At 35.5% G+C, this 25644-nt stretch carries 5 protein-coding genes; 2 read left to right on the forward strand and 3 right to left on the reverse strand.

Annotated features, from left to right (window positions below):
* Positions 1-49: 49 nt before the first annotated feature.
* On the reverse strand, positions 50-571 hold the full coding sequence (locus tag L3J35_00375) for a GNAT family N-acetyltransferase (GenBank protein MCF6364639.1): 522 nt from the start codon (positions 569-571) through the stop codon (positions 50-52).
* 380 nt (positions 572-951) lie between these two features.
* On the opposite strand from L3J35_00375, the gene L3J35_00380 reads away from it, so the two are divergent.
* Complete coding sequence (locus L3J35_00380; GenBank protein MCF6364640.1) at positions 952-18219, forward strand: Ig-like domain-containing protein; 17268 nt, start codon at positions 952-954, stop codon at positions 18217-18219.
* Between the two features lie 72 nt (positions 18220-18291).
* Here the strand turns inward: L3J35_00380 and L3J35_00385 are convergent, their stop codons facing one another.
* A complete protein-coding gene (locus L3J35_00385) occupies positions 18292-22866 on the reverse strand; it encodes a GNAT family N-acetyltransferase (protein MCF6364641.1) in 4575 nt (1524 codons plus the stop codon).
* A 283-nt stretch (positions 22867-23149) separates the two neighbouring features.
* On the opposite strand from L3J35_00385, the gene L3J35_00390 reads away from it, so the two are divergent.
* Positions 23150-24655 (forward strand): glutamine synthetase family protein, encoded by a 1506-nt coding sequence (locus L3J35_00390; GenBank protein MCF6364642.1) that lies wholly within the window; start codon positions 23150-23152, stop codon positions 24653-24655.
* A gap of 70 nt (positions 24656-24725) precedes the next feature.
* Here the strand turns inward: L3J35_00390 and L3J35_00395 are convergent, their stop codons facing one another.
* On the reverse strand, positions 24726-25541 hold the full coding sequence (locus L3J35_00395) for a purine-nucleoside phosphorylase (GenBank protein ID MCF6364643.1): 816 nt from the start codon (positions 25539-25541) through the stop codon (positions 24726-24728).
* Positions 25542-25644: the final 103 nt, after the last annotated feature.

Consider the following 25644-nt stretch of genomic DNA (forward strand, 5'->3'; position numbering starts at 1 on the left):
AAAAAAATAAGAATGTTTGAAAACAAGATATTTCTATATCCGGATATTTTCAATCAAAAATAAGTTGGAAAAATAAAACATCTTTAAATCCTTCTGATGTATTTAACCATTGTTCTTTTTTTCCTGTTTGTTTAAAGCCGGCTTTCTTAAATAAATTTACACTTGCAATATTGTCGGCACTGATATTACAATAAACTTGGGTTAGCCTTAAAATATGAATGCAATATTCTTTTAAAACAATTAATGCATTTTCAGCAAATTTCTTTCTTTTTTCATTGTTAATTATGTTTATTCCTATTTCCGCACGAAGATGAATAGGGTCATAATTAAATAAATCAATCATTCCTACAACTTTTTTTTCAACAGTTGTTTCAATGATAAATCTTACTTGTTTTGCAGAAAAAATATCTTGAGTATTTTGTATATATTTTTCCAAAGTATGCTTAGAATAAGGGCTTACGATGTTGCTGATTTCCCATAAATCAATGTTGTTTTCAGTTTGATATAAAAAATCAATATCTTCTGTTTCTATACTTCTTAATCTAATTGTCGAGTTTTCAAGTGTTTTCATAAAAAAAGTTTTTGCAAATGTAAAAAAATATCTATATTTCGGAGTTAAATGTTTTGCAAAATGTTTTCTTGAAAGGATCGTTTTTGTAAAGTATATATAACTAATTTTTAATGAGATATACATTAAAAAAAATGCTTTTTATTTTTATTTAATAAAAAGTATAAAATCGTGCAACTATTTTAAGTCTTTAAAAGTCTTTAAGTTGTATTATTATATCTAAAAATATGACACCCAATAAACTATTTGCATAACTCTTTGTGCAATAAGCTGTTGAGAGTTTTTTGTTGAATTATTATTTGAAACATCCGTGAAATTATCTCTTAATTCTTAGAGAAGTTGTCGGAAGTTTTGTAAACATTATAAAATTAAAAAATAAACACATGAAAAAGTATCTCATTCTTACTTTGTTTATTAGCTTAGGATATTTACTGAGCGCACAAACTTTACCGACTGTTAATAATGAAACGGTCAGTACACTCGAAGACAATGATAAGGTCTTTGTTGTCGGAGATTTTCCTTCCTATTTTGATGCCGACGGAGACCCGTTTACTGATATTCGTATAAGAGGGTTGGAATCTGTAGGAATATTGTATTATGATGCTGATGGTGACAATATAATTGATGCCGGCGAAGATGTGGCATTATGGGATGTAATCTTAGTTGCGGATATTCCCAGATTAAAATTCAGACCTAACCCGGATGAAAACGGTGTCGGGTACGACAGTTTTGACTTTCAGGTTAATGACGGAAATGACGGTTATAGTGCAATACGTACAATGACAATAGATGTTACTCCCGTAAATGATGAACCCTCCTTTACGGCAGGGGCAAATCAAACGGTTTTGGAAGATGCCGGACCGCAAAATGTTCCGAATTGGGCAACAGCTATTAGTGTAGGACCTGCGAATGAGGCAGGACAAACACCAAGTTTTAATGTTTCAAATAATAATAACGGACTTTTTTCAGCTCAACCGGCTATTGATGCTGCCGGAAATTTAACTTATACATCAGCTGCTAATGCGTCAGGATTTGCCACGGTTACAGTAAGTGTCAGTGATGACGGAGGAATTGCAAATGGCGGTGATGATACAAGTCCAGGTCAAAATTTTACTATTACGATAACAGCAGTAAATGATTTACCCACAGGTGCAGATAACACTGTAAGTTGTTTTGAAAATGCAGGAGTAACCTTTGCTGCAGCACATTTCGGATATGCAGATAATGACGGAGATGCTTTTGCTCAGATTCGAGTTACTACTGTTCCGGGTTTAGGGACATTATGGATAGATACTGATAATGACGGTACTGTTAACGGTGCAGAAGTTCCCTTGGCATCAGGCAATGTTGTTTTAATAGCAGACATTAATGCAAGTTTATTAAAATACATTCCTTTACCGGGAGAAAACGGAAGTCCTTATACAACTTGGGATTTTGAAGTTCATGACGGAACTGTTTATAGTGCAACATCTTATACAATGACAATTGATGTCTTACCAGTAAATAGTGAGCCTTCTTTTATTATCGGAGCAGACCAAGTTGTAAATGAAGATGCAGGAGCACAGAATGTTGTAGGATGGGCAACATCAATAAGTGCAGGTGCAGCAGATGAAGAGCCACCTATTCAAACACTAACATTTTTTGTTTCAAATAATAATAACGGTTTATTTTCTGTTCAACCCGGTGTAGATGCAACAACAGGTAATCTTACATACACACCTGCTGCAAATATATTCGGTGTTGCAACAGTAACAATATATTTAACAGATGACGGCGGAACAGCAAATGGAGGAGATGACACAAGCCCTTCTCAAAATTTTACAATAACTGTAAATTCTGTAAATGATGCACCGACATCTACTGATAATTCTGTAAATGTATTTGAAAATTCAGTTCTAACATTAGTTACTGCTCATTTTAATTATTCAGATGTTGAATCAGATCCCTTTACTCAAATTGAAACCACAACAGTTCCCGGTCTTGGAACTTTATGGATAGATACAAATAGTGACGGAATTATTAACGGAGGAGAAGTTCCTCTTGCTCCCGGAAATATTGTTCCTATTGCCGATATTAGCGGTAATCGTTTAAAATTTATACCTAATCCCAACGAAAACGGAAGCCCTTATACAACTTTTGATTTTAAAGTACACGATGGTATTGAATTCAGTACATTAAGTTATACGATGACAATAAATGTTTTGGCAGTTAATAGTGAACCTTCTTTTACAAAAGGTGCTGACCAAGTCGTAAATGAAGATGCCGGAGCTCAAACTGTTGCCGGATGGGCAACAGCTATTGACCCGGGAGGTGCAGGAGAAGGCGGACAAGTATTGACGTTTAATGTTTCAAACTCTCTGCCGGCATTATTTTCTGTTCAACCTGCAGTTGATGCAGTAACCGGAGACTTAACCTATACACCGGCACCAAATGCAAATGGAGTAGCAACTGTCAGTATATATTTAACAGATGACGGAGGAACAGCTAACGGTGGAGATGATACAAGTCCTACACAAACCTTTACGATTACGGTAAATCCTGTAAATGATGTTCCTGTTGTTACTGCAAATAACCCTTTAAATATTAATGAAGGAGACATTAACCAACTTATTTCGACAGCACTGTTAGAAGTTACTGATGTTGACAATACTCCTGCCGAAATTGAATATACAATTACAACTGTTCCTGCTGCAGGAACTCTTAAATTAAGTGGCTTGCCTCTTGGTTTAAATGATACTTATACTCAGGCAGATATAAATGCAAATGCTTTAACATATTCACATGATGGTAGTGAAGGTACTCCCGATTCATATTTTTTTACAGTTATTGACGGGGCAGGAGGATCAATAGGGTCAACTCAATTTATAATCAATATTGCTCCTGTGAATGATGCTCCTATATTTACTTCTTCCCCTGTTACAACCGGAGATCAACTTGTTTTTTACATATATAATATAACAACTACAGATGCCGAGGGCGATCCTCTTGTAATTGCTCCTGTCACAATACCTGCATGGTTGGCGTTAGTAGATAACGGTGACGGAACAGCAACCCTGTCGGGAACACCTCCCGGAGGAACCCCGTTAAATAACCCGATAACAATTTCAGTTTCTGACGGTATTGCACCGCCGGTTACACAATCATGGAATCTTATTATTTCTTCAAGTGTTACTGCTGATGCAGGCCCCGATGATATAACTTGCAATAATAATGAATATACCTTAAATGCAACAGCTGCTCCGGTAGGTTATACCGGAACATGGACAGTTATTGGCGGTTCCGGTGTTTTTGCAAATGCTAATTTGCCGAACACACTTGTTACCGGTTTAGATAACGGACCGGCTCCTTTTAATACAAATACATTCAGGTGGACACTTTCTAACGGAATTCCCGCTGAAGATGTCTGGGATGATGTTGTAATAACAAACAATACAGTTGTTGCTTCGGTAACTGATATTAATAATGTATGCGGAACTAACGCAATATTACAAGCTGATAATGCTCTTAATCCCGGTGAAACAGGATTATGGACAGTTGAAGGTGCACCGATACCACTACCTGTAATTGCAAATCCAAATAATAGAACTACTGCTGTTTCAGGTCTTCAATATAATGTAAATCAATTCAGATGGACATTAACAAAAGGAACTTGTTCTGATTTTGCAATAATGAATGTTAATGTAATTGAAGTATATGCTACTGCAGGGGGGCCTGCTGAAATTTGTTCGGAACCTTTTACTATATTAGGTAACGACCCTACAATTTTGGGTGGTACAGGCGTATGGACAGTCGGTGCCGGGAGTGGTGTTTTTGCAAATGCCAATGCTCCTACAACAACTGTAACCGGTTCTCATCAAGATGTTCAAAATGAATATGTTTGGACAGTAACAGTAAACGGTTGTTCTGCACAAGCGTCTGTATTTGTTGAAAATAATATTCCTACAACTGCGGTTATTACTACTCCAAATCCAAGTACATCTTGTGACGGAATATATACAATCTCAGCTGTTCCTGCTGATGCAACAGACCCTAATGAAACAGGTTATTGGACAACAGTTACTCCCGGGGTTGTAATTACAAATGCAAATTTAGCTACAACAGGTGTAACCGGCTTACAAGAGGGTGCAAATTTATTTACATGGCATATTACAAACGGAACATGTCCCGAATCTACTGCAGATGTAACAATAAATTATTTTTTTCCTCCTACAGTTGATGCCGGACCTGATGCAATAATATGCACGGACGATTACAATCTTGCAGCAACTCCTTTAGACGCAGGAGAAACAGGATTGTGGACTTTTACAACCGGAGGTATGGGTAGTACGATTATAAATCCTACTTCAAATACAACTCAAGTAATTAATCTACAAAGCGGTTTAAATGTTTTACAATGGACAGTTTCACATGATATATGTTCATCAGATGATGTAGTTGAAATTACAAATATGTCTGTTGATGCAATTATCTCTACAACAGATCCTTTAATCTCTTGTACAGATCCTTCACCTTTAATTACGGCAAATATTCCTTCATCACAAGATATTGCAAATCCCGCAACACCTGCAACAGGCTCTTGGTCTGTATTGTCAGGAGGTTCAATTGTTGATAATCCCTTGTCTTGGAATACAACTGTAAGTAACCTTGATGCAGGTAATAACGATTATATTTGGACGATAACAAACGGAACTTGCACGGATACAGATACAATTACCGTAATAAACAGTATTCCCACACAAGCTTATGCCGGAAAAGATACAATAGTATGCAGTACATCATTACCGAATTTAAACGGAAATAATTATAATTCTCTTGTAGAAATAGGTTTCTGGAGGAGAATTGCCGGAAATGCTACTATTACTGATATTTCTCTTGCAAATACTTCGGTTACAAATTTAGATTATTACTGTACTCCTTGGACTCCTAATTGGTGGACTAATGTTGCAGCGGTAAATGTATTCGAATGGGTAATACGCAGAGGAACTTGTGAATCAACAGATCAAGTTAGTGTTATGAACGGGTTACCTGAAACAATTGACGCAGGTTTAGATCAAACAGTTTGTGATAATGTTGTTAATCTTGATGCTCTTGATGAAGCTTCATGTGCAGATGATCATTGGTGGGAACAACTTCCGGATGTAGGTAATTATATTGATCCGTTAACAGGAGCATTTATCCCTGATAACGATTTGAACATGCCGTTTAATGTACATGTTGATAATATTCAAGATGGTATGACTCAATTTGTATGGCATAAAAGAAATAACTTCTTTGATTCTCTCGGAAATCCTATTCAATGCGAATTAACTGATACCGTAGAAATAACAAGCCTTGGTCTGGTAGAAGATGTACAGGCAGGCCCGGAAGATGCAACCTGTGAAAATTGGTATCAATTAAATGCAACAAATCCTTCTACAATTTTTACTGCAGGACCTCCTTTTGATGTTGTTTCAGGACAATGGACATTAATTTTCGGGGCGGGTAATTTTGACGATGACACATATTATAATACAACAGTCAGAAATATGGCTGCCTATGATAATATTTACAGATGGACAGTAACCAATCTTACAAAAGGATGTATATTAACAGATGATGTTTATATACATAGTGCAAGACCTTCTAATGCGACTGCAGGTCCTGATGATGTAACTTGTAATGATTTTGCAGTTCTTTCCTCAAATGTTCCCGTAAGATATACTTCCGCATACTGGACAGTTGCTGTAGGAGGCTCAACAATTATTCAAAATTCTTGTACAGGCTTTACTTGTGATGCGATAGCAACAAATATTGCCGACAGTTTAAATATTTATATATGGCATGTTGTTAATGAATATACCGGTGGTTTTGGAGGTTATGATGCCGCAAATCCTCTTACTTGCGAAGTAATTGACTCAACTGTAATTATATACAGAGGTGTTACGGCAGATGCAGGTGTTGATATATATGAATGTGGAGACTTTACACAGTTAAATGCAAATGACCCTGCATGGAATACAGGTGTTTGGACAGGTTCCGGGACTTTTGATGATTCCGGTACAAATACAAGTACTTTATTTAATGATATAGTTCGCGGGCTAACACCAGGTAAAAACACATTTACATGGACAATATCAAATGAAACATGTAGTGCATCTGACAATCTTGTCGTGTTTGGTTTATTGCCTCCGACTCCTTATGCAAATGTTGATCAAACAATTTGTAGCGGAACTGTAAATTTAAACGGAAATAATGTTGCTAATACATGGACTGTAGTTGATCCGGTTCCGCCTAATCCTGTTTGGCAAGAAGCAATAGCTACAGGTTACTGGACATCTACAAATCCGCTCGTAACCTTTACAAATGCAAGTAACTTTAATACAACTGCAAGCGGAATAAGTATGCAAACTGAAGATGCATTTATATGGCATTCTGTTAATAATTTTACAGATTATGTTGCAGGAATTACTCGTACATGTGAATTGGTTGATACTATGTTAGTATATAACAATTCTGTTACATCAACAGCAGGAAGTGATATTTTTGAATGCGGAATTGATTTAGTTGCTAATTCATTTAATCTTAATGCTGTACCTGCTGTTGCTCCTATGTCAGGTGTTTGGTCTCAAATTTCAGGACCGGCTTCAACAATCTTGACACCGGCATCTCCGACAACATTAGTTACAAATGTATTTCAAGATAATGACTACATTTATCAATGGACGGTTTCAGCAACCAGAAATACCGTAACTTGTACTGCTGCTGATAATATGTTGGTAGAAGTCAGGATTCCCAGTAATTCAGTTGTTAACCCCTCTACTCTTGAAGTATGTGTAAATCAGGCTCCATTAGTCGGTAATATTCCTCTCAGCGGAATAGGAACATGGTCGTCAGCATCAGGTTCACCCGGAACAATTGATGACCCTTCAAGCAGTGTTACATTTGTAGATTTAATTCAAAATGGAGTAAGTCAGTGGCAATGGACAATTGACAGACAAGGTTGTACATCTAATGATATTATCACTGTTACCAATAATACAGTAACAGCAGATGCTGATTTGGCACTGACAGATCCTAATGCAACAGATATCTGCTTCCCCGAATATGTATTAAATGCAACAGACCCTGATATATTTAATGTTGCATTACCCAATGCAACAGGTATTTGGTTGGCTAATCTCGGAACAACAACTTTTGATAATAATACAGTATATAATACAACAGTCAGAAATTTAAGTTCAGCATTACCTAATATTCTTACTTGGACAATTACGAAAGGTTCATGTATTGAATCAAGTCAGTTAACAATTAATAATAACGAATTTTTTGTTGACGCTGATGTAAATGAAAACCCAAACTTACTTGAAACATGTGACGGAAACATTACCCTTGCAGGGGAGCAGCCGGGAGTAGGCGGAACAGGTTTTTGGGAAATAATAATCGGCGGCGGAACATTTGTAAATACAACATTATACAATACAGTTGTTATTACAGTTCCTAAACCTTTCAGCAGATATGTGTGGCATGTAAACAGAATTGGTTGTAATGCTACTGACACAGTCAGAGTAGATAACAATCAAGTATTCTCTAATGCAGGTTTTGATCAAACAGTTTGTAATAATTTTGCTACATTAAACGGAGGTATTCCCAATGCCGGTGAATTAGGACAATGGACTGTTACAAACGGTGGTGGAACAGTTACGACTCCTTCAGCTTATAATTCAGGAGTTACAAATATGGCACAAGGTCAAAATACTTTTGTTTGGACAATTTCAAAAGGTAATTGTTCTGCATTTAGTAGTGTTGAAATTATAAATAATGAACCAAGTGATTTTAATGTTGAACCGGATAGAGAGGTTTGTGGAATAAATGATGCAATTACAGTTAATCCGGGTGCTATAGGAACAGGTGTTTGGACAATTTCGCAAGGAGGTGCTTTTACAGCAATTGTTGATAATACTGCTACTAATACTAATGTAACAGATTTACAACCGGGCTTGAATACTTTTGTATGGACTGCAACAAACGGAACTTGTACAAAAGTAGGAGATGTAACTTTGACTAATAATATGGTAATATCTGATGCCGGTGTTCCTCAATTTGTTTGTGCAGACAGCACAAATTTACTTGCAGCTGAACCTTCAATAAACTATCCTTTCCAAGGAACAGGAATATGGACTGTTGTAACAGGAAGTTCAACAGTTGTTACGGTAACAGCTTATAATTCGCAGGTAATTAGCTTAGACCCGGGTCTTAATACATTCAGATGGAATATGTCTCTCGGTACTTGTACTGATTTTGATGATGCAGATGTAACAAATAATGCGGTACAAGCTAACGCTTCAAATCAAACAGTTTGTACTGATGCTGCTACATTTGACGGAAATAATCCCGGAAGTTCAAATGGTTTATGGACATTAGTCGGATCCTCGGGAACACCCACTATTACAACACCTACATTAAATATTTCAACGGTAACCGGCCTTGGAACAGGTGTTAATACATTTAGATGGTTAGTTAATAATGCTGCCGGTTGTGCAGATAGTATAGATATTCAGATTGATAACGGAGAATTTATTACTTCTGCCGGACCTGATCAATCGCTTTGCAGCACAACTGCTACAATGGGTGCTCAGAATCACGGAGTAGGTTATAACGGTTATTGGTATGTTGTTGCCGGTGGAGCAACTGTTACAAATTCTGCTCAATTTGATTCGCCCGTTACCGGATTAACACCGGGAAATAATGTGTTTAGGTGGGTAGTAAACTCAGTTGATTGCATGGCTTTTGATGAAGTCATAATACAAAATAATTTACCGACGGATGCTGTTATTGTAACGCCTATTGTAACAAACAGAGAAGTTTGCACTAATTCAGCAGCTGTTGAAGGTACAAATCCTGTATTCGGAATCGGAGTTTGGACTGTTTCTACCTCTATTTTGGGAACTTATTTTACAAATAGTACAAGTTATCAAACAGTCATTAATGATTTAAGACCCGTAAATAATGTATTGACATGGACAATCTCAAACGGAACTTGTTCTTCTGTTGATCAAATTACTATTGTTAATAATGAAGTAGCGTCTGTAGCCGGATCGGCTCAAACATTATGTTTTGATAATACATCTTTGGCAGCCACAGATCCGTCAACAATATATCCTAATCAAGGAACGGGATACTGGACAAATATCAGTGGTAATGTTGCTGTTATAACAAATTCATTAGCATGGAACACCGGAGTAACAAATCTTCCTCTCGGAACTACAACATTCCGTTGGACTGTTGAAAAAGGTATTTGTTCTGTCTTTGACGAAGTTATAATTGCCAACAATTCAGCAACAGCATCAGCGACAAATCAAAGTGATTGTAATTCCGTCTTTACTTTAAACGGAAACGATCCTTCAACATTCGGAGGAACAGGCTATTGGGAGATTGTAGGCGGCGGCAGCGGAACAATAACTGCTCCGAGCACACAATATAATACAACAGTAACCGGAATACCGAACGGAGTAACAACGACCTTACGTTGGAATGTAGATAACGGTACATGTACAGATAATATTGAAGTAACCGTAACTAATAATAATTTCAGTATAGATGCCGGAGCAGCTCAAACAATATGTTCTTCAAATGCTACAATGAACGGTGATTCTCCCGGAACCGGAACCGGATATTGGACATTAGTATCAGGCTCCGGAATTTTTAGTAATTCTTTGGCTAATAATACAACTGTTTCAGGCGTAGGACAGGGAACTAATTTGTATAGTTGGACAGTTACACGCGGAGTTTGTACAAATTCAGATAATGTAACTATTATAAACAGTTCACCGAGTACGGCACAGATTACAGGACCGGTTATAACGGAAACCTGTGACGGAACAATAAGTTTAACTGCAAATATGCCGTCACCGTATTATGCGGATAATCAGTATTGGCAAATTGTAAGCGGAGGCGGAACATTTAATAATCCTTCGACAAGTTTTACAATGGATGTCACAAATATGAATCCCGGAACTAATCTTTTCCAATGGACTATTGAAAGAGGAATTTGTCCTTCAAGTACGGATGTTATTACTATAGTTAATAATGAGGTAACAGCTGTTGCAGGAGGTAACCAAATAATATGTAGTGATAATACATTCTTAAATGCAACAGATCCTACCGTAATTTATCCTAATCAAGGAATAGGGTATTGGACTAACTTAAGTAGTAACAGTGCATTAATTACAAATTCTTTATTACAAAATACTGCGGTAAGTAATTTACCTATCGGTACTACAACTTTCCAGTGGACAGTTGAATTAGGAAGTTGTACAGCAAATGATTTATCACAAATAACTAACAGCTCGGTAACGGCAACTGCAAACAATCAAACAGGCTGTGACGGAGTATTTACTTTAGACGGGAATGATCCTTCAACATTTGCAGGTACAGGTTATTGGCAAGTTATTGCAGGAAGCGGAACAATTACTGTTCCGAGTACACAATATAATACAACAATTACAGGTGTTGCATATAATGCTACATCAGCGTTACGTTGGACGGTTGATAACGGAACATGCTCAAACAGTGTCGATATTACAGTTGAAAATACCGGATTCCCAATTAGTGCAGGTCCTGATGTAACTCAATGTAGTGATACATATACATTTAGTGCCGATGATGCTGCTCCGGGAACAGGATATTGGACTTTAGTAGGCGGCGGAGGTACTATTTCAAATTTAAGCCAATTTGATGCAGTTGTTTCCGGATTACCACAAGGAAGTAATGTTTTCAGATGGACTGTAACAAGAGGTTCTTGTACAAACTTTGATGAGATAACAGTTGAAAATACAAATCCTGATGTAGCATTAATTACTGCACCCGGACCGACAAACAGAGAAATCTGTTCAAATTCAGTTTCGATTCAAGCAAATGTTCCGGCATTCGGAACAGGACAATGGTCTGTTAGTTCAGGAACAGCAACGTTTGTTGATGATACTAACTTCTCAACAGTTGCAAACGGTTTAGCTCCCGGTTCCAATACTTTAACTTGGACAATCTCAAACGGTTCGTGTACAAGTTCGGCAGATTTAATTATAACTAACAGTGAAGTTGCTTCAGAGGCAGGTCCTAATCAGATTTTATGTGCTGATGCTACTGTTCTTAATGCTCTTAATGTTAGTACAACCTATCCTTTCCAAGGAGTAGGGCATTGGACAAATGTAAGTAGTAACGGTGCCGTAATTACGAATTCTTTAGCAGAGAATACAGCTGTAAGTAATCTGCCGGTAGGAACAACAACTTTTATGTGGACTGTTGAAAACAGTATATGTTCAACAAATGATATAGTGCTTATTTCGAATAATACAGTAACAGCAACAGCTCTTGATGCACAAACTTGTAATTCTGATATACTGTCATTAACCGGAAATACTCCCGGCCCGGGAGAAACAGGAACATGGACATGTTTCACTGCGGGTGTTACATTTGATGATTCAAATGTTTATAATACAGCTGCTCATAATTTAGGAGTCGGTATTAACAATTTTGTTTGGACTATAAATAATGCAGATTGCTCAACTGATGCAAATATTGTTGTTACCTCAATTAATCCTCTTGCTGATGCAGGACCAGATCAAAATAATTTATGTGATAACTTTACATTTATGGGTGCTGTCAATCCGACACCTGGAACAGGTGTTTGGTCTGTTCTTTCAGGTTTGGGAACATTTGCCGATGCTTCTGATAATGTAACTTATGTCTCCGGTATTCAACAAGGAATTAATACATACAGATGGACTGTTACAGAAAGTGGCTGTGTTCGAACTTCTGATGTTACAATTATTAACAACTTACCATCGGTAGGGGCAGGCTCTGACCAATCAACATGTAATAATAACGTTACATTGTCAGGTACAAATCCGGGTGGCGGAGAGTCCGGTGTCTGGAATCAAATTGCCGGTATTACTGCAATAATTACAAACAGTGTTCAATTTAATACAACAGTTACCGGCTTGTCAAACGGAGCAAATATTTTTGAATGGACTATTTCAAATGCTTTATGTAGTGCAAGTGATGAAGTTACAATAACATTCAACGAAGTAATTGCAGATGCAGGTCTTGATAATTCTACTTGTAACGGAACATATGCTCTTATGGCAGTTGATCCTTCTCCGGGAACGGGTTATTGGGAAGCTGTCGGTGCCGGAACATTCTCAGATATATCTATGTTTAATTCAAATGTAACAGGTTTAAATAACGGACCCAATACTTTAAGATGGCATCAATCTTATGCAGGATGTTCAGACTATGATGATGTAGTTATAACTAATAATGAAGTTTCCGTTAATGCCGGTTTAGACCAAGCATTATGTACAGATAATACAATATTGGTAGGAAATAATCCGGGAGCAACCGGCTCAGGAAATTGGACTCGTTCAGGCGGAAGCGGAACAATTACAATCCCGAGTTTTTACAATTCTCCCGTAACAGGTTTAAGTAAAGGGATAAATATATTTACATGGACAATAACTGACGGACCTTGTAGTAACTCAGACGAGGTTATTATAAATAACGATGAAATAACCGATGTTAATGCAGGGGTAGATCAAAATGTTTGTGATACTTATGCAACTTTGGCGGCACTTGCTCCGCAATCCGGTGAATCCGGATATTGGACAGTTGCAGGTGGCACAGCCGTATTTAATAATTCAGATTCTTATACAACAGATGTTACAGGTTTAGTTCAAGGAGACAACAGATTAGTCTGGACTTTAACTAACGGAATCTGTAATGCTTCTGATACAGTTGTTGTTACAAATAATTCTCCGACTGTTGCATTGGTTTCTCCTGATGCTGAGATATGCAGTAATATTTATACATTAGTAGGTAATATACCGGGAGGAGGAGAATCCGGGATTTGGACTAAAGAATTTGGTGCATCTGCAACAATTGTTAATCCTACATCTAACATTACTACAGCACTTTCAATAGGTGCGGGTTCTAATACTTTCAGGTGGACAATATCTAATGCATTATGTGATTCTTATGATGATATTGTTATTACAAATAATACAATAACAACTGATGCAGGTTTAGATGCTTCATTATGTACAGATACAACGGTATTATCTGCTGATAATCCTGCTCCGGGAATCGGGCTGTGGACGGTCGTAAATTCAGCAGGAACACCGATATTTGATAATGCTTCTGCTTATAACACAATTGTAAGAAATCTTGCAAACGGCTCTAATATATTCAAATGGACAGCTACAAAAGGCGGTTGTTCAGCTTGGGATATTGTTACTATTTCAAACGATATTCCTACAACAGCTGATGCAGGTCCGGACGAAACCGTATGTGACGGAACTGTTAATTTGAAGGCAAATAATCCTTCTGTAGGAACAGGTGTTTGGACAAGGTTAGGAGGTGCGGGTGTAATTGCAAATCCAAGTAATTATAATACACTTGTAACAGGTTTAAGCTCAGGCGGAAATACTTTCAGGTGGACAATTACCGAAGGTATGTGTGAATCATACAGTGATGTATTAATTACAAATGAACTTGTATATGCATCGGCAGGAATGGATGATAATATTTGCGGTAACTCTTACGGTCCGTTAAACGGTAATCAACCGGGAGCAGGCGAAACAGGAATTTGGACTGTAACAGGCGGTACAGGAATTTTTGCAAATCCGACTTTATATAATACAAGTATAAGCGGTTTATCTCAAAGCGAAAATGTATTAACTTGGACAGTTACAAGAGGTTCATGTTCAAATTCTGCAAATGTAAGTATTTTTGATAATACCCCTTCTCCTGCTTCTGTCAGCAATGACCAAGAAGTTTGTGATGATTTTACTGTAATTGCGGGTAATCCGCCGACAACCGGTGTAGGAGTATGGTCGGTTGCGGCAGGTAGCGGAGATTTTGATAACTCTCTTGCAAATACTACAACTGTCAGAAATATAGGCCCTGATATTAATATTTTCAGATGGACAATTACAAACGGTACATGTACGAATGCAGCTGATATTACTGTAACAAATAATTCTGTAACAGCTGTAGTAGGCGACAGTATATTTGTTTGCGGAACTGATGCATACTTAAACGGTAATGAACCGACAGCAGGACAAACAGGAGTTTGGACAAGAACTGCCGGAACAGGTATTATTGTGAACAGTACATTATATAATACTGCTGTTACCAACTTAAATGTAGGTATCAATAAATTCAGATGGTCAATAAGTAACGGAACTTGTAGTGCTTATGCAGATTTAGTTGTTACTAATAATTTATATGATGCTACAGCAAGTGTTGCAGGACCGACTGTAATTTGTGTTGATTCTGCTGATTTACTCGGCAATATTCCGATACAAGGTAGTACAGGACATTGGGAAGTATTTGCAGGTGGTGGTGTGTTTGATGATTTTACCAGCCCGACAGCAAGAATAAATAATTTAAATAAAGGAGAAAATACTTTAAGATGGTTTATAACAAAAGCAGGATGTTCAAACTTTGCAGATGTCTCGATTACTAATAATATGGTAAGTGCATTAGCCGGAGCTGATGTTATAACATGCGGAAACGATGCTAATTTATCTGCGAATGAATTATTGCCGGCTGAAAACGGTTTGTGGACATTGGTTGCAGGTACTGGTACAATTCTTACTCCCTCTAATAATGAGACAATTATAACAGGACAAAGCTCAGGTGTAAGTGTTTACAGATGGACTGTTTGGGGCAACGGATGTATGGATGATGATATTGTACAAGTAAATGAGAATTCATTCTTAACAGAAGCAGGACCTGCTCAAACTGTTTGTAATACAGATGCAACTCTTACAGGACAAGATCCGACACCGGGAACAGGTATTTGGACAACAGGTTCAGGAGTTACGATAAATACACCCACGAATTATATAACAACAGTTACGGGATTACAAGATAATTCTCCTCATACATTTAGATGGACAGTAAGTAAAAACGGTTGTTCGTCTTGGGACGAGGTAGTTATTACAAATAACTTAGTTCATGCTTATGCAGGAACAGACCAGTCTGTTTGTTTTTCAAATGCTGTTTTAGGTGCTCAAAACCCTGTTGCAGGAAACGGACTTTGGAATATAACATCCGGTTCAGGTATAATTACGACACCGAGCTATTATGCTTCTACAGTTACAGGTTTAAATGCAGGTACAATTACATTAACTTGGACTGTAAGTCACGAAAATTGCACAGATGCCGATAATATGATTATTATTAATAATATGGTAGAAGCAACTGCAGGTGCAAATCAAGCAGTTTGTGCAGATTTTACTAATTTAACGGGAGATCAAGCACAAGCCGGAGGATACGGTATATGGACAACTGCCGGAGGACCGGGCATCGTTCAAACTCCGTCAGCATTTAATACATTAGTAACAGGCTTACAAAGAGGTGTAAATACTTTCCGTTGGACTGTTTATGAAAATTCATGTGACAACGGAGGAGATTTAGTACAAGTTATTAATAATACATTTGATGCATTTGCAGGTTTAGATCAAACTTTAAATCCGCTTCAAACAAATACATATTTCAATGCTGAATTGTTAGCAAATCAAACAGGACAATGGTCAATATTATCCGGTAGCGGAAATATACATACTGACACAAGTCCTACATCTTATGTTTACAATATGCCTACAGGTACTAATATATTTACTTGGACAGTACATAATAATGTTACAGGATGTAATGATGACGATGATGTTGCTATTATTGTTGCTAATTTTGTACCGTATGCAGGGGAAGATCAAGTTGTTTGTGTTGACACAGCTAAATTAAATGCAAGGGTTGAAACAGGTGCAAGTTCTCATACATGGTCAATTGTTAGCGGCGGCGGAGTGTTTGATGATATCTATGATTCGAATACAGTAGTAAGAGGGATTAATCACGGAGCAAATGTTTACAGATGGACGGTTACTTTTATCGGTTATTCAAATTATGATGATGTTGTTATTTTCAATGATTCAATATTTGTAAGTGCCGGTGATGATGTTGTTACATGTGACCGTGAGCACATTATGAATGCTCAACAGATTTTAGATCCGGACAGTGTTTGGTGGTCTCCGGTCGGAATAGGAGGAGGTACAATTGTTACCAATACAGCTTGGAATACGCATATAACAGGTTTGGAGCCAGGAGACAGCTATTTTGAGTGGTATGTAAGTAACGGAAATTGTATATCTCGTGATACAGTAATGTTACATTATAATTTACCGCCGATTGCTCAATTTGAAACTGATCCGACAGAATTCTGTGCACCTGCCTTAGTTACAATTAACAATACATCAACTGCTTATGGCGGCTATAATATACCGACTGAATTCCATTGGGTAATTGAAGATTTTGCTATGCCGAACACGTACGATGTAAATGATGATGTATTATATACATTTACAAATACGGCGGAGTGGGATTCAATATACACCATAAGATTAGTTGCAATTGATACATTTACAATGTGTACAGATACATTCTATTCAACTGTAACTGCATCAGCAGGACCCAAGGTTGAGTTTGAGGTAAGACCGAATGAACCGCAAAGAATTCCTAATGCAATCTTTACATTCCAAAATAAGAGTGCAACTGATTTGATTTCTTATGAATGGGATTTCGGAAATGCTGATAACAGATATGATACATACTATGTAGGTTCTTTCGATTATGAATATCAAATTGCAGGTACTTATGTTGTTACATTAGAAGGAGTAAGCGGAGGACAATGTACAGGAACTTATACAGATACTGTTGTAGTACTTCCTGCTTGTCCGTTCTCTTGGAATGAGGGCAGTACAGTAGCGGAAGGATGTCAAGAATTAACGGTTGAGTTCTATAATGATGTTTACTACGCAGATAATCAGAGCTTTACAAAATGGCATTTCTACGGACCTAATGATGATGTACCTGCCGGTGTGGACAGAGATACTTCGACTTTTGTAAATGACCCTGTTTATACTTATCCTGAACCGGGGAATTATCATCCGTATATTACGGCATGGAATGCATCATGCGGTTCAGAAACAATGCCTTATTATACAAGAGTTGATACTGTAATAGTTTATACAAAACCGATTGTTGATTTTGATGTTGCTCCGAGATTAATTATGTTGCCCGATCAATTATTAACATGTTTTAATTATTCTGAATATGGTGACAGGTATTTCTGGAACTTCGGAGATTCTATTACAGCCGATAATTATCTTGAATTCCCGCAACATCAATATACTGAACCGGGAGCATATGATATTTCACTGGCTGTTTGGACAGTAAATGATTGCTTTGCCTCGGATACATTATATAATATTGTATATGTTGAAGAAGAAGGATCAATTGAGTTTCCGAATGCGTTTACACCTAGTCCGAACGGTTCTAACGGAGGTGTTTATCCTTGCGGAGATAAATATACTGTGGATAAAGATAATTTAAATGATGTATTTTATCCGAAACAAAGCGGTGTTGTAACTTACAATCTTGAAATTTATAACAGATGGGGAGAAAAAATCTTTGTCAGTGATGATTTATGTGTAGGTTGGGACGGCTATGTTAAAGGAGTGTTAGCACCGCAAGATGTTTATGTCTGGAAAGTATCCGTAATTTATAAAAACGGTGAACCGGAAAGAAAATACGGAAGTGTTACTTTATTGAGATAATAATTATTTAAAAACTAAAAAAAGCCGAACGTAAGTTCGGCTTTTTTTAGTTTCATTTTTTTGCAACCTTTTTTATAATTCCCTGACTAATGCTCCCCATTTTTTGTCAATTACAAAATTATGTTTTAGATAATAGTTTCCGAATAAGAAATGAGCTTTTATTGTTTTGATTCCTTGTGCTTTCATTCTTGTGAAAAAATCTTCCATCATTGCCGAGCCTATTCCTTTACCGTGTAATGGAGATGTAACAGCCATTCCGTCAATTAATACAACATTTTCATCTAATTCTTTATAGCATAAACCACCGATAACACGTTCATTTGAGTCTGTAAGAATATAGTGTCTATCCGGTTTTGAAATTTCTTTAGGATAATTCTCTTTAAAAAATAATTTATAAAGTTCACCTACTTCAAACGCTTCAAGAGGTTCTCTCATAGTGTATTCAGTATTGTTTTTGTCTTTTAAAATTGAACGGACGATAACATGTTCGTCTTTTTTTTCTCCTATTGTTAAAATATCGACTTTTTGTTTTGTTTTAATTCCCGGGAAAACCATTTTTCCGAAAATATTCTTTTCTGAACTGTTCTTTAATACAGATTGTAAATCAGAAAGTTCTGTTAGTTGTATTGGTAAATGATTTATATTTTCTGACATTTTATTTATCAGTATATCGAAATATGAAACAACTTCTTTGTCTGAATCTTTAAAAAATGTTTCTCTGTAAAATTTATATCTGATAATTTCCGGAAATTTCCCTAAAGCATATAAATCAAACAGTTCTGCTATGGTTTGCTCTTTAGCTGTGATACTTGCTTTTTTACTTTTCTTAACCCAATCAGAATATCTGTCAATTGCATTAAAAAGAGCTAAGGGTAAATAAATTCTTCCTTTAAAATCTTTTAAATATTCTTTTAATGTTTCATATATTTCAAGTTCATTTTCTTTTAAAGCAGGTTTGTTTTCGTATTCTGAAATAAGCTTTTTAAAAAGAAGTCTTGATTTTTTTTCTCCCAAAGCTTCAACACACGCATGATATATCCATCTTGTTTTTATATGTTTTTTTAATAATGGATAATGTGCTGTTGCTTTTTTATAAAAGTTTTTTAACATTGCCGAAATTAAAGAGCTGATTTGTGCATTTTTATTCCAACCGGAAAGAGAAATAACTACTGAATTATCAGAGAAGTCATTTTCAGGAAGTGCAACATTTCCGGGAGATACAAAACCGGGCATTATTTCTTGATTGCTGTTGTGCCAAACTCTGAAGAATGCACTCATTGAGCGGATATATATTTTTCTCCACGTATTTGCTTGTTCTATTTGTCCGAATGCTTGCATTTCTGCAATAGCTCTTATTTTGTCCCATGCCGTAAGCATACTTAAATAACCCGAAATAATAATTTTTTCAGAAGGATTACTACATCCGAATATTGTAAGGGAAGGACTGTCAAAGGGGTATCCGCCTATTGCAATCATTCTGTATAAAGTTTCGAGTCCTTTTTGAGTTTTTAATTTTTCATCAATTGCAATATGCAAATCGTAATGTTTACCTTTTTTTGTATTAATGCTCATTCTGTAATGCTTTGTGTTTCTGTAACTTTTAACACGTGAAACCCAAATGTTATTTTTTGCAATTAATTTAAGATCGAAATTGTATTCGTCATAAATTAAAATAAGTGCTTGTTTAAGAGTATTACTTGAAGCTAATTTTGTTGTCAGTTCTTTTTTATTATCTTCTGAAATTCCTTCGTCAAAAACTAATAAAGATTTCCATTCTTTTTCAGTGTAAATTTTTGATGTTTTGCTTATTTGTTTTTTGAATCCTTCAAATAATTCATAAAAATATTTATGTGCTTTTTTTGATAAAACAGGTTCATTTTTTAACAGCATCCATGAAGCAAATTCGGCTCTGATTGATTTGTAATATTTCGGATGATTTATTCCGAAGTTCAGAAGCAGCCTGAAAATTGTGTCGAATTGTTTTCTTGTTTGTTTGTCGGCAGGCCATTTCATTTCATTTCTGTAATGAAACATTCGTTTTCTTAAGCTGTCAAAATGTTGAAAAGCAAATGTGTTTTTTGCTAAAGTTCTTATTGACTGCTCATTAAGAAATGTTTTGCCTGAATTAATAAATGCAGGAAGAAGTTCTGAGAAGTTAGGCTCCGGATCTTTTGTTAATAAAATTCGATATGCACTAACTCTGATTTCTTCATCTTTATGACAGGCTAAGGCTTCTAATCTTCTGCGAATAATTTCTGCTTTATTTTTATCAGATTGGGTAAATATTTTTTCAATTTGTTTAAGGCTGATTAACGATGTTTTAGTGTCAGAGTGTAATGTTTCTGATAGTAAGGTGTTTAGAAAGGTAAGGTCAGCATCAATAATATTTAAAATTTGAGGTATTTCTCCCGGGTGGTAAGTTCTTATATCTTTTTTCGGAACACGTAATTGAGGAGAAATATTCTTTAAAGGTAAATCAAAGCTTACCTTACAAGGTGAAAAAGATATAAGTTCAGGGTTTCCTGCCCAAAGTTTGGGTTGTCTGACAATTATTCCCAAATCAACTTTTTTATCATATATTTTATATTCTAAATCTCCGATTAAATAAATATTTTCTTTATAAGATTTTTGTATTCTTAATTTTTGTTTAGTTACTTTATTGTAGATGCCTTCTTTATCAGAAATTATATCAGTTTCTAATATTCCGATATCTCTGTAGAACCATCTGGGAATTACAATTTCAAAATTTTTCTTTTTAATAAGAATAAAATCTTTTTCATATAACTTACTTATTAATTCTGAAAAGTTTTTTTCTATATTCTTTCTTTTAAATGAACCTTTTGCGGTTATCTCCCCTTTTTCTTTTAAAAATTCTCTGTTTGCTATGCTGAAATTTATTACGCGTTCATACGGTGCCGAATCTTTATTTGCTGTTGTAATTATTTGGTGGAAATATTCATTAATATTATCATCTTTACTTCCGGAAGTTAATACCGGATCTTCAAAATCGGGAACAATTAAAAGCACATTATACGGTTTTCCGTCACCGATTAAAAATGTTTGCTTAATCCCGGGGACTCCTGCAAATTTCTTTTCTATCATTCCGGGAGCAATTGTTTGTCCTTTGTTATTTTTGTAAATGTCTTTTACTCTGTCAATAATCTCATGATGACCGTTATTGTCAATTTTAAAAATATCGCCTGTTGATAACCAATAATCTTCTTCGTGAGGATAAGGAATTATGTCTTCCGGTCCTGCATCTTCTAAATATTTTGCCAGATAATGACTTTTAATTTCAAGTTCACCATTTTCTTTTAATCTTGTTTTTGTTCCCGGTAAAGGAATCCCTGTTGAGTTTTCTTTGTAGTCATAAGAAGGTGTCATCGTAATTCCTCCGGTTGCTTCTGTCATTCCGAAACCGCTGTTTAGTGTAATTCCGTGTTTATGAAAATATCTGAATATTTTCGGGTCAAGATAACCGGCTGCTGATAAGCCCCAATGAAGATTTTTACCCGTTATGCTTTTTATTACTTTCTGCTGTTCTTTTTCATCTTCAATTCCTTCTGTGGCTTTTATACATTTCTCATAAATTTGCCCCCAACGAATAGGAACGCTTATAAAACCTGTAGGATGCTCTTTAGGAAATAAAGATAATAAAGTTGCCGAAGACGAATTTCCTGCAAAAATATATGTGCCGCCCCAAAAAATAGTACCTGTTAATTCCAGAAATCTGCCGAATGTATGGAATAGCGGTAAATAACATATCAGTTTTTCATTTTTTCCGACTTGCGGTAATGCTGCCGCACGTGCAAATCGTTTACTGATAATATTGTAAATTGAGAAAGAAACTCCTTTCGGCATTCCTGTACTTCCGGAAGTAAACATTGTTGTTGCAACTTGGTTTATTTTCTTCCTTTCTCTTTTATTTAAAATTTCATCAGCTTTTTGTAACGATATTTTCTTACATTCTTTACTCAGAAAATAATCTGCATCTTTATTTTTTGCTGTATTAATGTGCGTAACAATTATTTTAATTTTTTTGTCAATATTTTTGACTGCAGCCGTAACAATTTTTAATCTTTCTGAAGTATCAGTAATAATAATATCAATATTTAATTTCTCAATAATATGTTTTAATATATCTTCATTAAAATGAATATTTAGGGGTGTATTAAAAATATCGTATGACAAGCAGGCTAAATCAGAAATTGCTCCTTCAATACTGTTATTCATGTATAAAGCAACTTTCGGATTTTTTTTATTTATGGAATATATAAATGCTGCTATTTCTTTTATATGATGAAAAACTTGTTTGTACGTCCATTCGACAACTCGGGGTTTTGACCGGTCTTTAAATAATATTTTTTCAGGATGCTCATCAACACGCTGTTTAATCATAGAAAGCAAACTGTATTCTGTTTTTTGAATTATTTCAAATACTAAGTTTGCCCATTCTTCTCTTTTTTTTTGTGATTTTAAAGAACATAAAAAATTAATTTTTCCGGTATAGTTTAAAAAAATGTATAGATATTTTGTGTTAATTTTGCCTTCCAAAAGTTCTTTTTTTGCAGAACTTATAATATTTGTAGCTTCTTTATTTGTAAAGTCTTTTTTTATTATATCGGGCAAATCGTTTAACTTGTTCATTACTGTTATTTTCGATTATTTATAGAAACTACAAAAATAGCAGAAACTTAAATTTATCAGCTAAAAATAAACAATAATAATTCCCAATTTACAATTAGAAGGTAATCTGATTATTATCAGATAGTTTTTAATGATTGCTATTAAAAGTAAATATGATAACATATAGATTCCAAGGGGTTTATGCAAATATTTTAAGAGCTAATGAGCAATTTGGTATTATTGTAACTTTGTCTTATTTTTACAGAAAATCAGGAGATTTAATTTGTTAATTAACTAATGTAAAATGAGAGAATTAGAAGTATTAATGAACCCGAATAAACTTGTTCAGCACCTGAAGAAACCTGCAAGTGAATTTACAAGATACGATATTATTAAATTTATAGATGATAATAATATTGAAATGTTAAATTTCAGATATGTCGGTGAAGACGGAAAATTAAAAACATTAAATTTTGTAATTACGGGAAAAAATTACCTTGAATCAATTCTTTCAACAGGAGAGCGTGTTGACGGTTCAAGTTTATTCTCATATATTCATGCCGAAACCAGTGACTTGTATGCAATACCTCGATTCAGTACGGCATTTGTAAACCCTTTTACGGAAAAAACCACTTTGGATATTATGTGTTCTTTTTATACAAAGGACGGAAATCCGCTTGAAAGTGCTCCCGAATATATTTTAAAGAAAGCTCATCAAGTTTTCAAAAAAGAAACAGGATATTCTTTTAAAGCAATGGGAGAACTCGAATATTATATAATCGGTAAAAATGACGATTTATACCCTGCAGTTGATCAAAAAGGTTATCATTCATCGCTTCCGTTTACAAACTATGAAAACTTACGTTTGGAAGCAATGCAACTTATTGCACAATGCGGAGGTAAAATAAAATATGGGCATTCCGAAGTGGGCAATTTTAAAGACGGGGACTTTATGTATGAACAGCATGAAATTGAGTTTATGCCTGTTGACCCGGAAAAAGCCGTTGAGCAACTTATTATTGCAAAATGGATTTTAAGAATGCTCGGAAAAAAGTACGGAGTACTTATCAGTTTTGCTCCGAAAATTACTGTCGGAAAGGCAGGAAGCGGTATTCATGTTCATTTTCAGGTAGATAAAGATGATGTAAATGTAATGGCAGGTGAAGTAGGCTTAACTGATGTTGCTAAAAAAGCTATTGCAGGAATTTTAGATAAAGCACAATCTTTAACTGCATTCGGAAATACAATTCCGACATCCTATCTTCGTTTAGTTCCGCATCAAGAAGCTCCTACAATGGTTTGTTGGGGAGACAGTAACCGCTCTGTTTTAGTTCGTGTTCCGCTTGGTTGGATTGCAAAAACAAATATGATTAAAGATGCAAATCCGCAAGAAAGGGGAGAGGTGCCTTATGTAACCGGTAAACAAACAGCAGAATTCAGAGTTCCTGACGGTTCGGCAGACTTATACCATCTTTTTGCAGGGATTATTCTTGCAGCAAAGAACGGAATTTTAAACCCTGACTCCTTACAACGTGCCGAAGAACTGTATGTAAATGTTAATATTTTTGAGAAAGAAAATAAACATATTTTAGACAGACTTGTTGCCTTGCCGCAATCGTGCTCACAATCAGCAGATTATCTTGAAAGTGAAAGGTCTTTTTATGAAAACGAGAATGTTTTTCCGAAAGGAACTATTAATGCATTTATTTCTAAATTAAAATCTTATAAAGATGAGAAATTAAGTGAAGAATTATTCGGCAAAAAAGATAAAATTAAAGAACTTGTTGAAAAATATATCCATTGTATGTAAATTAAGAAGTCACGGTGTGAATTTATATTAAGTTAAATGATTCACACCGAGACTACTATTCTAAATAATCTTACATCTTCTCAATTAACCCCTCAATAATTTTAGTCATTTTCGGTTCAACCGAGCCTGCAACGTCTTGAACTTCTTCATGAGTTGTTTCATCAGTCGGGTCATCGGTTTCACTTACATTTGTGATTACTGACATACCAAATATACGCATTCCTTGATGATGTGCAACAATTACTTCCGGCACGGTTGACATACCGGTTGCATCTGCTCCGAAAAGATGGAATAATCGATATTCGGCAGGAGTTTCAAGCGTAGGACCGGAACTTCCGATGTAAATTCCTTGATGAACAGTAATATCAACATCTTTTGCAAGCTCTTCCGCAATTTTAATGTATCCCTTATTATAAACATTACTCATATCCGGAAAACGAACCCCGAGTTCTTTAAAGTTTCTCCCGTGAAGCGGATGTTCGGGAAAATTATTAATATGGTCATTAATAATCATTAAATCACCTTGTCGGAATTTTGGGTTCATTCCGCCTGCTGCATTTGAAACAATTAATTTTGTTGCTCCCAAAAAATGCATAACTCTTACAGGAAATGTAACTTCTTTCATCCCGTATCCCTCATAATAATGAAAACGTCCCTGCATTGCAACAACATTCTTTCCGCCGAGTTCTCCGAAAACTAATTGGCCTGAATGTCCTTCAACTGTTGATACAGGAAAGTTTGGAATGTCCTCATATTTTATTACTGTCGCATTATTAATTTTATTTCCGAGTCCTCCTAAACCGCTGCCCAGAATAATAGCAACTTCCGGTTGTGTTGATATTTTTGACTTTAAAAAGTCGGCTGTTTCTTTAAATTTTGTTAGCATATTTTTATTTTTTTATTTATTCATATTTTTGGATTGTAAATATAGAAAAAAATCCTTTTGAAACAATTGCTTAATACGACATTCTTAAAATAAGCCTATTTTT

This window comes from Bacteroidales bacterium, assembly GCA_021648725.1.
In the GTDB taxonomy this organism is placed as follows: domain Bacteria; phylum Bacteroidota; class Bacteroidia; order Bacteroidales; family JAADGE01; genus JAADGE01.

Coding starts and splice junctions, on each gene's coding strand:
- L3J35_00395 (MCF6364643.1), bottom strand. CDS start 25,541: ATGCTAACAAAATTTAAAGAAACAGCCGACTTTTTAAAGTCAAAAATA.
- L3J35_00385 (MCF6364641.1), bottom strand. CDS start 22,866: ATGAACAAGTTAAACGATTTGCCCGATATAATAAAAAAAGACTTTACA.
- L3J35_00390 (MCF6364642.1), top strand. CDS start 23,150: ATGAGAGAATTAGAAGTATTAATGAACCCGAATAAACTTGTTCAGCAC.
- L3J35_00375 (MCF6364639.1), bottom strand. CDS start 571: ATGAAAACACTTGAAAACTCGACAATTAGATTAAGAAGTATAGAAACA.
- L3J35_00380 (MCF6364640.1), top strand. CDS start 952: ATGAAAAAGTATCTCATTCTTACTTTGTTTATTAGCTTAGGATATTTA.